This window comes from Kitasatospora sp. NBC_01250 (assembly GCF_036226465.1).
Lineage (GTDB): Bacteria > Actinomycetota > Actinomycetes > Streptomycetales > Streptomycetaceae > Kitasatospora.
The window spans coordinates 4285545-4299664 of the sequence record NZ_CP108476.1; the positions used below are offsets into that span (position 1 = coordinate 4285545).

Genomic DNA, 14120 nt, shown 5'->3' on the forward strand with positions numbered 1-14120 from the left:
GCTCAGACCTCCAACTCGGCGAACTCAATCTCGATGGTGCGGTCCAACAGCCCCGCCAGTAGCCCTGCTCTCACAGAACGGAGACGGTGCGCCTCGGCCCGGGTCCCGGAGACGACCTCGCTCATCGCGTCGAGCTCTGCAGCGATCCGCTCTTGGTCTGCGACGTCTGGAAGGCGCACCGGCATCTGAACTGCACGCATGGCGGTGATGTGTTTGATGTTGGTGCCGCCCGAAATGTCGAGGAACGTGCCCGACTCGTAGGCCCACAGGCACCAGTGGTTCACGAATGCCGGGACGCTGACACCTTCGACGGCTCGATACCGCATGAGCGTCTTTTGGAAGCAGATCGGTTCTGGTAGCTCTCCACGCCACATCGCCGGCATACCAACTGCGGACTGGCTTGCGCTGCCTTCGGACACGAGTACATCGCCGGGCACTAGGCCAAACACCTCGCGTTCCTTCGGGTCGAAGTTCATCTCCAACACGTCGGTCAGGTCGAGCGTCCCATACCCCACGTTGGCGGAACGCAAGTACGGTGTCATGTACGGCCCCGTGGCGTACTTCGGCGCCCGCTGTCGCCCCATCGTAATCTCGAACGCCTCGTCAGCACGGACTGCCGGAGCACCCTGGTCGTTGACCAGACCGGTGCGAAGTCGTCGCAGCACCACATGCAGCGCCTCGGCCTCGGCGTCGAGTGCGGTGATCTGGTCGTCCACCGCAACAATGACCTCGACGATCCGCTCCTGGGTGGACAGCGGCGGTAGCGTAATAGCGAGGGACCGCAGCTTCGCCTGGTTGAGGTGAGCGATCGTCGTCTTCGTGACCAGCGTGTCGAGATGACCTCGCCTCACTACGTTCTCCAGCCCCAGGGCGATGAAATCGGGAGATGCTGGGGCGTCAGCGCGAAGACGGACGCGGTGCAGGGCGTTCTGGAAGTAGATACCGTCCAGGTCATCGCGGACCAGCGCGAGCCGCCCAACTTCGCCACCCTCACAGAGCAGGATATCGCCGGCGCAGAGTCGGTACTTGTCCTGTTCCGCCTCGTTAAACGACATTGTGTTGAGGCCGGTGGAGGTGATGCGGTGCCACTGGACGTTCACGTTCCGAAGGTACGGGAACCCGTCTACATCCTTTCCACTGCCCTTTGGGAGCGTCTTCCCGAGGAGTGTGTCGGCGACTTCCCCGAGCCGCGTCTCAATCCACGTCTCACTCATCGAAACCTTCGATCCCAGCGTCCGCGAGAACCGCGAGCATCCGCTGCTCAGCCTTCTGGCGTTCGGCACGCGCCAAGTTGTACGAATCGATTAGGCTGCCGAGGTCTTCCTGCTCGGCGGCGGCCTGCTTGATGTAACGGCCGATGTTGAGGTCGTACCCGTTCGCCGCGATCTCCGTGGTGGGGACGAATCGCGCCGCGAGACCGCCTTCGCCGCCGAGGTCCACCAGGTTACCGTCGGCGTCGAATTTTGAGTTGTAGGTAGTCACGACGTCAGCGATGTCGACGGCAGTGAGGATGTTGCGATTCTTGGCCTTGGTGAACCGCTTGGAGGCGTCGATGAACAGCACGCCGGCCTGCCGCTCCGGGACCTTGGTGCTGGGCGCACGGAACACGAGGATCGCCGTGGGGATGCTGGTGTTGTAGAAGAGGTTGGCAGGCAGGCCGATTACCGCTTCGAGTAGGTCCTCGTCCAGGATGCGCTGGCGGATGGCTGCTTCCTGGCCGCCGCGGAAGAGAACGCCGTGCGGCAAGACGACGCCGGCGCGCCCCTTCGTCGGGCCCATGCTGGCGATCATGTGCTGCACGAACGCCCAGTCCGCCGACGACTGCGGGGCGACCCCACCGAGGGCGCGCGGGTCCTTGATCCAGGGCTTCCACTTCAGGCTGTAGGGCGGGTTGGCGACGATCACATCGAACTGCGCGATGGCCCCGTCTGGTTTCTTAAAACGCGGGTCCTTCAGGGTGTCGCCGACCTCGACCTGGAACTGGGTGAGGTTGTGCATGAAGAGGTTCATTCGTGCCACACCCGCAGTGTCCGCTACGGCCTCCTGCCCGTACAGGCTGAGCGTGTAGCCACGCCCGCCGTGGGCCTTCAGGAGATTCGCGGAAGCGATGAGCATGCCGCCCGACCCGCAGGTCGGGTCGTACACCGACTCGAAGCGTTTGGGGTCCAGGACCTCGACGATCAGCTCGACGACCTCGCGCGGAGTGAAGAACTGGCCGGCGCGGGTGCCGGACCCGTCAGAGAACCGCTTCAGCAGGTACTCGTACGCCCCACCGAGCACGTCGTGGGACATGTTTCCCTCGTGCATCTTCGGGGTGCGGTCCATAGCCTGCATGACCGCCGCCAGCACCTCCCCCGACAACACCTCTTCGGAGGTCCAGGTCATGGATCCAAAAAGGCGGGAGAACTTGTCTGGGTTAGCCGTCTCAATGGCCTGCAGGGAGGCGCGGACCCGCTGGCCGAGGCCAGGCTGGGTGATCGTGGCGAGGATGGATGACCAGGAGGCGCGACGCTTCTGGACGGTACCAGGGTGGATGAACGGGATCTCGAACGACTGGTAGTCGCGGTACTCGATCTCGTGGGCTTCCTCGACAGAGAGGCCGTCCAGGCCCTCGTTTTCGGCCAGGAACTCCTGGTGCTGGTGCTCCCAGGTGTCCGACAGGTACTTCCAGAACATCAGCGGGAAGACGACCGAGGAGTACTGCGCTTCGGGCATCGCCACACGCAGCTCGTCGGCGGCGTCCCACAACCGGTTCTCGATCTCCTGCTGGGTCACTGCCATCAGTCGGGGGGTGTCCTTGCTCGTCAAAGGGCGGCGACCCGAAGGCCGTGATGTTCCTGCTGGTCCCCCCGGTTTCGGGCGTGCTCGGCATGTACAGGCCGGGCACGTCCTGCTGGGCGAACCCACGCGGGGCGTCGTACATCCCAGTGCGGGCGACCCGCCAACGATATCCCTCCCCCATGACAAGCCCCGCCTGTTGATCTCCCTTCCACTCCTGCACACTGTCGTCCGAGCCACACCGTCGAACTCCTCGGCCAGGCACGCACGATGCTGGCCGTCCCGTCCGAGAACCCGCCCAACCTCGACTCCATGCCACCCGGATCAGGGGCGCTCTCGTCTGAGCGTCCGTGCACAGCTACAGCTCACGCAGTCCGACCAGCACTCTTCCGATTAATAGCGGGTCGGAGGTCGGGCCGGTGGTTTCGCTTGGCTGCCCGCACTCCTTGGCCTGCTCCGTGTGGGTTGGGCTAGATCGCCTGGAACCGTGAAGGAGAAGTTCAGCCCAGACGACCTTCCCGGCCGCCGTCGCGGGGTAGTAGCCCCAGCGGTTGGCCATCTCGCTCACCAAGAACAGTCCGCGCCCGCCAGTGGCTTCCACGCCCACCTCTCGCCGTACTGGCAGCCTGGGATCGCAGTCTGCAACTTGGACGAGCAAGCCCGTCCCTGTCAGCTCGAGTACAAGGGTAAATGTGCCGACGTCGGCCAGACTCGGGTATTCGGTGCTCTGCGGTTCGCTACCAGCCGGATGGCGGACCGCGTTGGTGGTGAGCTCGGAGACGATGAGGTTGGTCGTCTCGATAATGGCGTCCGGAATCCGCCAGCGCCGCAGGATGTCGGCGGTGTGCCGACGGGCCCAAGGGACCGCGTTGGGGGTGTCGGCCAGGGTCAGGTGGCTAACGTACGAATGGCCTTGAGACATGAGGTGCCTCCCGCTTTGGGACTGCTAGGCGTGCGGGTGCCTGCTGCTGGCGTCGATCAGTTGGTCCCGCCGTCCCGTGGTGACCAGGTCGCTGGCCACCACGGGCGGTGGTCCTATGCGCTCCCGTGCGGATCGCTCGCGGGCTACGCAGCTACTTCGTGGCGACCACGTAGACGCTGGCCCATTGGCGCTTCGGGTTGGCCATGGTCGGGTCGAAGGTCCACGGCTTGACGGTATTGAAGCCGGCCTCGGTGAAGAGCTGGGCAAGCTTCTCGTGGTCGTACGCCCAGTAGTGGGGGTTGTAAGTCGGGTCGTCGTCCTGGTCGCGGAAGACGTAGTTGATGAGGTCGAGGTACGTGTCGATGTCGCCTCGGCACTGCCGCTTGGCGTACCAGCGCTCGATCATCTCGGCGGCCTGGTCAGGCGGCGCCGGGTACTGGTTCAGGACGAAGGCGGCGTCGGGGACGCCGGTGATGAGCTGTCCGCCGAACGCGAGGACGCGGTGGGCCTCGCGGGCATAGGACTTGGCGGAGCGCGGGTAGTCGATGTGCTCCAGGAAGTGCTCGGAGAAGATCGTCTCGGCGGTGGCGTCGGCGAGGGGGATGCCCTCGCGAACGTCCCACAGGAGGTCAGCCGGCGGGATGATGTCGATGTTGAAGAAGCCGTCGATGCGGTGGCCGCCACCGCCGATTTGGACCTTGGTGGGGCCGGGCTCGAGGAAGCCATCCGGCAGGGCGGCGACGCTGGCCCGGTGGTGGCGGTGCAGTTCGACTTCCTTTACGGCTGCCCGGAGGGTGCGGGCGAGACCGTGCGTGGTCGCAGGCGAGTTGAGGGCCTGGTCAAGCTGGGCGCACAGGGCGGCTATCTGCTGGTCGTGAGGCGTCATCGTGTCGCTTCCTGGGTCGCCTGGGGTGAAGGTCAGATGGTGCGGGAGCTGAGCTGGTCGATCGCCCACAGGCCCAGTCCGTTGCCGGGGTGGTGCCGGCCGCCGTCCGTGAAGTCGGTATCGAAGTACTCGACGGGCTCGGGCAGGTGGAACGGGGCCGCCTGAAGGTTGAGCGGGCGCCACTGGGTGTCCGTGGTGTCGCGGTTCTCGGCTTCGCCGACGTAGGTGGTGGCGAGTAGGTAGGTCGAGCGGCTGGCCGCCACCCGGTCGAGGAACGCGAGTACCTCATGGTGGGTGAGGTGGACGAGGCAGTCCCGTGCGATGACGAGGTCCGCAGTCGGGATGTCGTCCCTGCTCAGGTCGGCCTGTCGGAAGGAGATGCGCTCGCTGCCGTGCCGTTCCTGGTTGAGCTGGACGAGGTCGGGGACGACGTCGAGGCCGAGGTAGGCGTCCAGCCGGTCGAATCCGTCGACGTGGCGGATCCAGTTGACGTCGCCGCACCCGGCGTCCGTGACGGTGCGGATCGGGTAGCGCGCGAGCACCGAGGTGAGGGCGGCTCGGGCTGCCTCGGTCTGGCGCATCTCGGAACCGGGCCCGGAGACCGACTCGGGGGATCCCCAGTGATTGGTGCGGTAGGTCTCGCTGAAGAGCGCTTCGGCGGGCTGGGTGGGCGCCGGCCAGGCAGTGGTGGATGGGGTGGTGGGGTCGTGGGTGGGCATGCGTCTCCTCCGCGATCGGTCGTCGAGGGGTGTGGGGCAGCGGTCAGCGGCTGCTGTTGCGCATGAGCGTGTACTTGATGTCGACCAGGCGCGGCGCGATGCTCAGCGCCAGCTGCTCGGTCGGGTGGAGGTGCCCGGAGCCGTCCGGCTCGGCACGCCAGACGCGGTAATCCAGGTTCGGGTAGGCCGGGTTGATGCCGATCTCGCCCTTGGGCATCGTGCCGTTGAACGGCACCACGATGTCCATGTGGTTCCAGTAGTTCCAGGCTTGTAGGGCCTTGTGCTGGTCGAAGTAGAAGTAGAAGTCGGGGTAGCGGCCGAAGCTGCGGAGCTCCCGGTGGATGAGGTGGCCGAGCAACGGGCCCAGCTGAGTGGCGAGGCTGTCGAACTCCCAGCGCGTCCGGTGCCAGGCTTCGGGCACCTGCCCGCTGGTGAAGAGCCGGGCGGCCACGAGGTAGCTGATCCGCTCGACCATGTAGGCGCTGGCGTGGTCGGCGTCGATGGTCGAGTCCACTCGCTGCAGGAGCGCCGCCAGTTGCTGCGGGCGGGGGCGGAACCTGGCGAGGTTGAACTTGCCGGCCATGTCCGGGAAGGAGGCGAAGAGCATCTCCTTGTAGAGCCAGTTGTTGAACTCCCCGAGGTCGGCCAGCTGACGGGTGCGTGCGGAGGTGGAGTGGAGCATCAAGTACTCGGCGAGGGCCTCGAAGTACAGGTAGCCGAGGATCGGCAGCCGGGGGATGGCCGCATCCAGCAGCTGGAAGAAGCCCCCCGTGGCCACGGTCGAGCCCTGGTAGACGATGCCGGCGGCCAGGGACAGGAACGCCGCCGAGTTCTTGATCCGGCCGACGACGGTCTCGCGCAGGTGGTGCCGCTCGGTCTTGCTGAGCAGGTACTCCAGGTCGGTGTAGATCTGCAGGTGGATCGAGCCCAGCCGCAGATAGTCCACGCCCGCCAATCCGCGGTACGCCTGGGGTGGCGTGGTGATCTCGAATATCAGCGGCGTGGGCGTGCGCTCGCTCAGGCCGACCTTGGCAAGGAAGGCCGGGGCCTCCTTGGTGAGGACATAGGCGGCCAGGTTGTGCATGCGAAAGCCATGGTCCGTCTGGGTAAGTGGCGCGCAGTAGATGCTGCCGACGAGGCATCCGCCGGAGGGGTAGAGCACCCCTTCCCTGCTGATCTCTTCCAAGGCGTGAGTGACGTGGAGCAGGTGCAGCTTGCCGTCGCTGCTCAGGCTGTCGAAGAGCGCGTTCTTGCGGAGGAGGTTGCCGTTCGGCGTCTCGTCGGTCAGGCGCCTGTGCCAGGCGGCCGTCTGAGCCGTCAGCGGGTCGTCGTGCCCGGCTTCGGGCAGCAGCGCGGAGTCGAAGAAGGCGTGTGCGTCGGCCCACAGGTCGTAGGCGTCGCGGAGGTTCACGGCTGCACCAGGCCCTTCTCGGCGAGCGCGAACCGGACGGCTTCGGCGCTGCTGGCTCCGGCGAGGTGCGCGGTCTCGGAGATGACGACGAGGTCGAAGGCGAGGGCGCGGAGCTGGTCGAAGGCCGGCTCACGAACGTGTCGTGCGTCGGGCCACCAGTTGAGCTTGGGCAGACGGTAGCGGTCGAGCGCGTCGGCGGCCTTCACCAGGTCGCAGATGAGTACGGCGCGGGCGTAGTCGGCTCGATCGTCCGAGCAGAAGGTGTCGTACGGCAGATCATGCAGGCGGATGGCGGTCGCTGCCTGGATGATCCGCCGGGGCGTGGCCACCGTGCCGAAATGGGTCCAGATTGTATCGGCGTTGGCGGCCAGCCAGATGGCCGCACGGGCGCCGTGCCCTCGGTCGTCCTGGTCGTGCAGGCGCTGGCAGTCGTGGACAGCGGCGGCCAGGACGACCGTGGCGATGTCGACGTCGTCCAGCCCGTGAATCTCGGCGAGCAGGGCGGCCAGCGCGGCGGTCCGCATGCCGTGCCGTATGCCGTGGAGTGAATCCTGGAGGCGGGGCTCCACCAGCCACGCCCCCGGAAGGGCAGACCGGCTCAGGAACTGCTTCGAGCTCGGCCGCAGGGGCGGCGGCCATGCCGCGCCGAGGTCCGGCCGGTTGGCCTTGATCCACTCGACGGTGGCCGGGTCCATGTACTGGTGGTGCGGCAGCTGCTTGCGGGCAGCCAGGTCGACCAGGCTCGTGGTCGTCGGGGTCGTGCTCATCTGTGCCCACCCCCTTCTGGTGGTCTACCGCGGTGAAGGGCTCCTACCGGATCGGCGCGGCCTGTGCCTCGCGGGCCTTGCGCTCCTGCTCGGCGGCCTCGAACGCGGCGGCGAAGTCGGCCAGCTCCTGCTCGCTCATCAGCGTCACGCCGAGCTCGGCGGCGACATCGATGATCTGGGCGGACGCCTCGTCGCGGGCGGCGCCCGAGGCACCGTCGTCGAGCAGCACCTCGAACTCGGCGTGGTAGCCCCACGCCTCGCTCCACTTGAGCGCGATCTCCACACCCTGGAAGCGGAAGTTGTGGCGGAAGTTGAACGCCTCGTGCATCGCGGACTCGAAGCCGAGCGCGTTGAACACCTTCACGGCCGCCGGGACGTCCTCACGCGCGATGGCGAACTCGGTCTCGGGGAAGGCCGCGCCCCGGCCGATCTTGCTGCCCTTGAGGGTGATCTTGGCGGTACCGGCAGCGGTGTTGTCCGTGACCTTGAGCAGCTGCTCGGGCAGCACGTAGAAGTAGATGTGCTTGGCGTCGTCGCCCAGGTCCTCGCCGCCCTTCCTCAGACGGTCCATGAGCCGGACATGGGTCTCCTTGTCGAAGCGGGCGCGCATCTCGATCTCGACAGCCACGGTCGTGTCTCCTCGTTTCAGGCATGGCGGATCCAGCCGAACCAACGTGGGGTGGCCCCTGGCTGGTTCGGATGGGGCGGTATGGAGTTGGTGGTAGTGCCGGGTGGTGCGGCCGGCCGTCACTTCGCCGGCCGCACCACCCGAGCTGGATCAGCCCAGGTCGCCGAAGCGGTCGCGGATCACACCGGCGTGCAGGTAGTTCGGCAGCGGGACGCCGCCGACCGCCACGCGGGTGGTCGCCGCCTGGTCCTCGGTCTCGCTCGGGAAACCCTCCAGCAGCTCGAGGCACTGCTGCACCCACTCACGGGACTTGGGCCAGTCGCCGGCGTCCCGGAGGCGGACCGCCAGCGCGTAGGCGGTCTCGGTGGCCGCCCACCGGTCGGTCGCCAGCTCACGCTGGAAGATCGACTCCAGCTCCTCGGCGGAGGCCAGGCGGGTCTGGTTGGTCATGGTGCCCTCTCAGATCGGACGGTGGTGCCCCGGTGGTGGTCAACGCGGCGACGTCCCAGTGGTGACGCCGCGATGGGCCGTCAGTTGGTGAAGATCTCGGCCAGCGTGCGGTACTCGTGCAGCTCGTCCTTGTCGAACCACAGCTCGATTTCCTGTGCGGCCTCCTCCTTGTTGCCGGAGGCGTGGACCAGGTTGGCCACGGCCTTGCCGACTGCCACGCTGCCCACGGAGCTCATGTGCGAGAGGTCGCCGCGGATGGTGCCGGCCGGAGCCTGGTTCGGGTAGGTGCTGCCCACGATCTTCCGAACGGTGGCGATGGCGTCGTAGCCCTCCAGCACCAGGGCGATGACCGGCCCCTGCTGCATGAAGGTGGCCGTGAGGTTGTAGACGTCCGCCCCGAGCCGCTCTTCGAGGTCGAAGTAGTGCTTGCGGGTGAACTCCTCGTCCATCCACTTCATCTTGACGCCGACGATCTTCAGAGCGGCGTCCTCGAAGCGCGAGATGATCCTCCCGCCGAGGCCGCGTACCAGCGCGTCGGGCTTGAGCAGGACGAGCGTGCGCTCGACCGTGTGGACCTGGTCCTCGGCCATCAGTTCCCTTTCAGCGTTCCAGCATAACGATCATGACGAATAGTCAGCACGTCATGAACTGAGGTTACCGGCGCTGGCGAGCCACTTTCGGCGCTCCGACCTACCCCCCGAACGGGTGAACCTTGCGCAGCTCGGTGGTGTTCGATCGGCCATCCTGCCGACACGGCGATCTCACAGGCGCAATCGCCCAACTCGCTGCCCTGCTTTGGGCACTCACCTAGAATCTCCGAGGGGGTTGGCGTGTGTGTCCTGTCGCTCCCAGGCACCTCCCAGAGCTCAAGTTGCCTAGATGAGCCTGACCTTGGGGTGCCGGCTGCAAGTCTTCCGGTATCCACGCTGCGCAGCGATGAAGCGCCAGTGCAGTCGATGTGCATCTTCGCCGCGCGCTTCCTGCACTGCAGCGACCACGACCGAGAGGGAACGGCGTTGGACGTCATCGAGGTCTGGAGCGGCCGTTACGCCTGCCTGCTCCAGTCCGCCCTCCGCCTCACCAACGAGGCTTTCGCCAATCAGCTCGGGATCGCGGTGAGAACGGTGGCCGCGTGGCACGCTGACCCCTCCGTCGTACCGAGAGCCGAGATGCAGCAGCTCCTCGACGCGGCACACGAGAGGGCTACCGACACGGCTCGTCAGCGCTTCGCCCTCCTGGCAGCGAAAGAAGGCGGCGAAGCACCCGAGTCCGGCGCGCCGACTGCGCAGGCCCTACGGGTGGCCATCTCGGTTGTCCTCCGGCAGGGCGACGTGCTGCTGGTCTGTCGGCGCGATGACGACGCGTCCGGGATCACCTGGCAGTTCCCGGCTGGGGTGATCAAGCCCGGAGCGAAGCCGGAGACTGCGACCGTCCGGGAAACGTTGGACGAAACCGGGGTCCACTGTGCCGTCCGCCGGAACCTCGGCAGCCGTCTCCATCCCGTGACGGGCGTGCTGTGCGAGTACTTCCTGTGCGAGTACCTGGCCGGCGAGGCCACCAACAGCGACGCCGTCGAGAACGTCGACGTGATGTGGGTTCCTCGAAATTCGGTGACCCGCTTCATCGACGCCGATACGATCTTCCCACCCATCCTGGCCGCCCTGGAGGAGCAGACGTGACACAGCAGACTGCGGAGGAACGCCCGGGCATTGCCGCCGCGATCGTGGTCCACGAAGGCCGCGTTCTGATGGTGAGGCGACGGGTGAGCGAGGGCCAGCTCTCCTGGCAGTTCCCGGCCGGTGAGATCGAGGCCGGCGAGTCGCCCGAGCAGGCGGCTGTCCGTGAGACGGCGGAGGAGACCGGACTGGACGTTGCCGCCGTCAAGCTCCTGGGTGAGCGAGTGCATCCGAAGACCGGTCGGCTGATGTCGTACACGGCCTGCGAGGCCGTCAGCGGCACCGCCGAGGTGGTCGACACGGACGAGCTGGACGCCCTCGCGTGGGTGACACTCGCCGAGATCCCCGAGTACGTGCCGTACGGACTCTACGAACCGGTGCAGGAGTTCCTGGACGCCACACTCAGGAGCTGACCGACTTCGCTAAGAGGCTCTGCGAGCGGGCCGCCGGCTGGTGACCACCTACAAGACCTTGGCCCCATCACGGTGGATGGCCAGGTGAGCCCAGAAGAACCACGTGTCCAGCAACGGGGAGCACATGAGTGATTCGGTGACGCAGCTGTCCGGACTGATCTGGTCAGTTGCGGACTTGCTTCGCGGAGACTTCAAGAGGTCCGACTACGGCAAGGTCATGTTGCCGTTCACAGTGCTTCGACGCCTGGACTGCCTCCTTGCCCCCACCCGGCAAGCCGTGCTCGCCACCGCAGAGGAGCTCTCGCACACCGAGGACTCGGACGCCAAGCTCCGGGATGCCTCCGGCTACCCCTTCTACAACATCAGCCCCTTCACCCTGGCGAGCGTCGCCGGTGACCCGCGAGAAGCTGATCGTCACCTGCTCGCTTATGTGCGCGGCTTCTCCCGAAACGTCCAGGAGATCTTCGAACATTTCGAATTTGATATCACGGTCAAACGCCTGGCCGATTCCAATCTGCTTTACCCCATCGTCGCTCAATTCCAGCATCTGGATCTGGGGTCGGCCATTCCAGCACGCGAGATGAGCTTCATCTTCGAGGAACTGGTACGGACCTTTGCCGAGCGAGCGGGCGAGCTCGGCGGCGAGCACACCACGCCACGCGACGCCAGCCAGCTTATGGCTGCACTCGTGATGGAACCCGATCTGGGGCAGATCGCGGCCCCTGGCGTGGTGAGGAAGATCCACGATCCAGTCTGCGGCACCGGCGGCTTGCTTCTTGAGCTGGCCGAGCGCATCAGCGCCGTCAATCCCGAGGCCCAGATTCAGCCATCCGGCCAGGAACTCAACTCTGAGAGCTGGGCGATTGCTCGCTCCAGCATGCTGATGAGCGGGCACGACCCGGAGCAGATGGCTCTGGGAAACGTCCTGCGCGAGGACGTATTCGCAGCAGAACGATTCGACTACCTAGTGGCCCATCCTCCGTTCGGCGTCGAATGGAAGAAGGTCGAGGATCACGTCCGTGCCGAGCACGAGGACCTCGGCCGCAAGGGTCGCTTCGGTGCCGGCCTCCCTCGTATCAACGACGGTTCCCTACTGTTCCTCCAGCACATGCTCGCGAAGATGAAGCCCGTGGACGACTCCGGCCGCGGGGGAAGCCGGATCGCGGTCGTCTTCAACGGCTCTCCCATGTTCGCCGGTTCTGCCGGTTCAGGAGAGTCCGACATCCGACGGTGGATCGTCGAGAACGACTGGCTCGAGGGCATCGTCGCCCTGCCCGACCAGCTTATGGCCAACACCGGCATCAGCACGTATGTCTGGGTGCTCAGCAACCGGAAGCCCGCCCACCGCCAGGGGCGCGTGATTCTCGTCAAAGCACAGGACCACTGGCAGAAGATGCGCCAGTCGGTCGGCAGTAAGCGGAAGTACCTCGGGCCCGACCAGCTAACCGAGATTGTCCAGCTCTACAGCGAAGCCACGTCCTCCCCTCCTTCCCTGACCCGGTCTCAGCGCGACCTCGTACGCGTCGTGCGGAAGGAGGATTTGCTCTATCACCAGATCGTCATCGAACGCCCACTGCGACTGCGTTTCGAGCTCTCCGAGGAAGCCCTCGTCCGGCTCGCGGCTCTGCGGCCGGTCCAGCGGACCAACAATCCCGAGGCCTTGGTATCGGCGTTGCGGGGCCTCATCGGTACGACGTGGAAAGCGAGCTCCGACGTACGTGCAGCGCTGCGCCGCGCCACAGAGGCCGTGGGCCTGGCCTGGCCCGGCGGAGCCGCATTCGAGAAGGCTGTCCGAAACGCAATCGGTGTGCGCGACGATGAAGGTGAGCTTCAACAGCGCGGTGGAGCGAAGGAGCCCGACCCGGAGCTGCGGAGCGTGGTCTCCCTGCCGTTCCAGGAAGAACCGGAGGAGTATTTCCGGACCAAGATCTTGCCCCACACGCCCGATGCCTGGATCGACCCTGCCCGGACGCGACTGGGCTGCGAGGTTCCGTCCGCGCTCTTCTACGTTGCGGAGTTCGACGGTCTCTTCGAACCGCTTCAGAACTTCGCCCGGCTAGAAATGAACCGGGTCAAGCTGCACCGCCCGGAGCCGGGCGATGACGCACCGCCGCCGCCCAAGCACCTGACCACGCCTCATCTGCACAGCGTCGGTTCAGCCCTGGAGCTTCCTGACGCGGAAATGGATGACTCCGAACTGACCCCGTGTTCAGGCGGTGACCTTGTAGGGCGCTTCGGAAATTGGAGGCTTCTGCCTTCAGGGTTCGGCGAAGCCGTCACACCGCTCTTTGTGCTGCACCCACTACAGGGGCGCGGCAGAGTGCTGTGCGAGTGGCTTAACTCCCGCAAGGAAAGCAGCGCATTCCCGCGCGTCCGTGACCTGCTCGATACGCCCGTACCAGTTGACCTGGTCACCGACACAGCTGTCAACGACCTCCTAGAGGAGGTCCAGGAAGGCCGCCGTGCCCTACGCGCCGCGACCGAGGGCATCCTCCCGAACATCTTCTCAGGCAGCGAGACCCTCAGCGAGGAGATTCGAACCGCCCTACGATTCGCCTCCCATGAGGCACGACTCGCGAGCCAGTTGGTACGCCCCTTTGACGACCCAATCTGGCGGGCGGAGTCGAGTTACCCCTTCCACATGGCCGCCCTCGCCCGCCGCTACCGCGTCAGCACCCATCCGGCCGAGCGCAAGGACGGGCTACTCAAGCTCGGCGAGGGCGTTGCACGCACACTGGGCATCCTCGCACTCAGTGCACTCATCGCACACCACAACGGCTTTACCCGATCGCTTCGCCAGCAGTTCCGCAATGGGGCGACCTTCGGCACCTGGCTCTGGCTCATCGACCGCTTCATGGACGAGGTGGGAAGAACCTCCGTCCTGCCGGAATTGGCAGCGATCCAGGAACGTGAGGCGACACGCACGCTCCTGGAAGAGATCAAGGACTTCCGCAACCACTCCCATCATGCCCACGGCGTCCGTATGAGCCACGAGATCGACGAGGACGTCGAAAAGCTCGAACCGCGCGTGGTCTCAGCCATCAGCTCGGTCAACTGGTTGGCCGGGATCCAGTGGTACTGGGTGGAGCGCTGCGAGTACCTCGACGAGTCCTCCTATCGCACAGTGGGCCTGCAACTTCGAGGGAGCCATCCGAGCTGGGAGCCATTCGAGCGCCCTACCACCTACCCTCTGCGCCCCGACCGGATCTACGTCGACAGCGATCTTTCAGGCGGGCCAGTTGATCTGTGGCCGTTGGCCATGGTTAGTCTCTGCCCGCACTGCCGGACGCGGGAGTTGTTTCTCCTCAACCAGGTAAGAGACGGGCAAGTGATCCTCCGAAGCCTGGAGGAGCACTCCCTGGAGATCCCGTACCGCACATCGGAGGGGACCTAAGCCTGCCCCAACGGACCGACCGCGGGCCTGGCTCGCTCTCGTTGACCGGCCACCGCTAGGCGGTGTCAGCGGCGGT

Annotated in this window: 13 protein-coding genes; 3 read left to right on the forward strand and 10 right to left on the reverse strand. The window is 65.9% G+C overall.

All coding sequences use genetic code 11. From position 1 onward, the window contains the following. Positions 1-2 precede the first annotated feature (2 nt). From OG500_RS17715 to OG500_RS17760, 10 genes are all read right to left on the reverse strand, one after another. Entirely contained in the window at positions 3-1283 is a 1281-nt protein-coding gene (locus OG500_RS17715; protein WP_329581362.1) for a restriction endonuclease subunit S, read from the reverse strand. Continuing rightward, positions 1207-2781 carry a type I restriction-modification system subunit M gene (locus OG500_RS17720; RefSeq protein ID WP_329581364.1) on the reverse strand — a complete coding sequence of 525 codons (1575 nt, stop codon included), beginning with the start codon at positions 2779-2781 and terminating at the stop codon, positions 1207-1209. The genes OG500_RS17715 and OG500_RS17720 overlap by 77 nt, the downstream gene beginning before the upstream one ends. A gap of 355 nt (positions 2782-3136) precedes the next feature. Beyond that, entirely contained in the window at positions 3137-3700 is a 564-nt protein-coding gene (locus OG500_RS17725) for an ATP-binding protein (RefSeq protein WP_329581368.1), read from the reverse strand. Between the two features lie 151 nt (positions 3701-3851). Further along, positions 3852-4586: a class I SAM-dependent methyltransferase gene (locus OG500_RS17730; protein ID WP_329581371.1), complete on the reverse strand. Its 735-nt coding sequence runs from the start codon at positions 4584-4586 to the stop codon at positions 3852-3854. A 32-nt stretch (positions 4587-4618) separates the two neighbouring features. Next, positions 4619-5305, reverse strand: coding sequence for a class I SAM-dependent methyltransferase (locus OG500_RS17735; protein ID WP_329581373.1), 687 nt, complete (start codon positions 5303-5305; stop codon positions 4619-4621). 43 nt (positions 5306-5348) lie between these two features. Continuing rightward, the gene (locus OG500_RS17740; RefSeq protein WP_329581376.1) at positions 5349-6716 is read right to left on the reverse strand and encodes a hypothetical protein; all 1368 of its coding nucleotides are present in this window, start codon (positions 6714-6716) and stop codon (positions 5349-5351) included. After that, a complete protein-coding gene (locus OG500_RS17745) occupies positions 6713-7483 on the reverse strand; it encodes a hypothetical protein (protein WP_329581379.1) in 771 nt (256 codons plus the stop codon). The genes OG500_RS17740 and OG500_RS17745 overlap by 4 nt, the downstream gene beginning before the upstream one ends. A gap of 43 nt (positions 7484-7526) precedes the next feature. After that, on the reverse strand, positions 7527-8111 hold the full coding sequence (locus OG500_RS17750; protein WP_329581382.1) for a hypothetical protein: 585 nt from the start codon (positions 8109-8111) through the stop codon (positions 7527-7529). 150 nt (positions 8112-8261) lie between these two features. After that, positions 8262-8561 (reverse strand): hypothetical protein, encoded by a 300-nt coding sequence (locus OG500_RS17755; protein WP_329581386.1) that lies wholly within the window; start codon positions 8559-8561, stop codon positions 8262-8264. A gap of 80 nt (positions 8562-8641) precedes the next feature. Next, on the reverse strand, positions 8642-9151 hold the full coding sequence (locus OG500_RS17760) for a nucleoside-diphosphate kinase (RefSeq protein ID WP_329581388.1): 510 nt from the start codon (positions 9149-9151) through the stop codon (positions 8642-8644). Positions 9152-9577: 426 nt separating this feature from the next. On the opposite strand from OG500_RS17760, the gene OG500_RS17765 reads away from it, so the two are divergent. The 3 genes from OG500_RS17765 to OG500_RS17775 all read left to right on the forward strand — a co-directional run bounded on the left by OG500_RS17765 (position 9578) and on the right by OG500_RS17775 (position 14044). Continuing rightward, the gene (locus OG500_RS17765; RefSeq protein ID WP_329587617.1) at positions 9578-10240 is read left to right on the forward strand and encodes an NUDIX hydrolase; all 663 of its coding nucleotides are present in this window, start codon (positions 9578-9580) and stop codon (positions 10238-10240) included. After that, positions 10237-10650, forward strand: a complete 414-nt coding sequence (locus OG500_RS17770) for an NUDIX hydrolase (protein ID WP_329581391.1) — start codon at positions 10237-10239, stop codon at positions 10648-10650. The genes OG500_RS17765 and OG500_RS17770 overlap by 4 nt, the downstream gene beginning before the upstream one ends. A 103-nt stretch (positions 10651-10753) precedes the next feature. Beyond that, on the forward strand, positions 10754-14044 hold the full coding sequence (locus OG500_RS17775) for a type I restriction-modification system subunit M (protein ID WP_329581393.1): 3291 nt from the start codon (positions 10754-10756) through the stop codon (positions 14042-14044). Positions 14045-14120: the final 76 nt, after the last annotated feature.

Bases quoted from the DNA above. Each gene is read 5' to 3' on its own strand.
- OG500_RS17735 (WP_329581373.1), bottom strand. From the start codon at position 5,305: ATGCCCACCCACGACCCCACCACCCCATCCACCACTGCCTGGCCGGCG.
- OG500_RS17730 (WP_329581371.1), bottom strand. From the start codon at position 4,586: ATGACGCCTCACGACCAGCAGATAGCCGCCCTGTGCGCCCAGCTTGAC.
- OG500_RS17760 (WP_329581388.1), bottom strand. From the start codon at position 9,151: ATGGCCGAGGACCAGGTCCACACGGTCGAGCGCACGCTCGTCCTGCTC.
- OG500_RS17755 (WP_329581386.1), bottom strand. From the start codon at position 8,561: ATGACCAACCAGACCCGCCTGGCCTCCGCCGAGGAGCTGGAGTCGATC.
- OG500_RS17745 (WP_329581379.1), bottom strand. From the start codon at position 7,483: ATGAGCACGACCCCGACGACCACGAGCCTGGTCGACCTGGCTGCCCGC.
- OG500_RS17720 (WP_329581364.1), bottom strand. From the start codon at position 2,781: ATGGCAGTGACCCAGCAGGAGATCGAGAACCGGTTGTGGGACGCCGCC.
- OG500_RS17725 (WP_329581368.1), bottom strand. From the start codon at position 3,700: ATGTCTCAAGGCCATTCGTACGTTAGCCACCTGACCCTGGCCGACACC.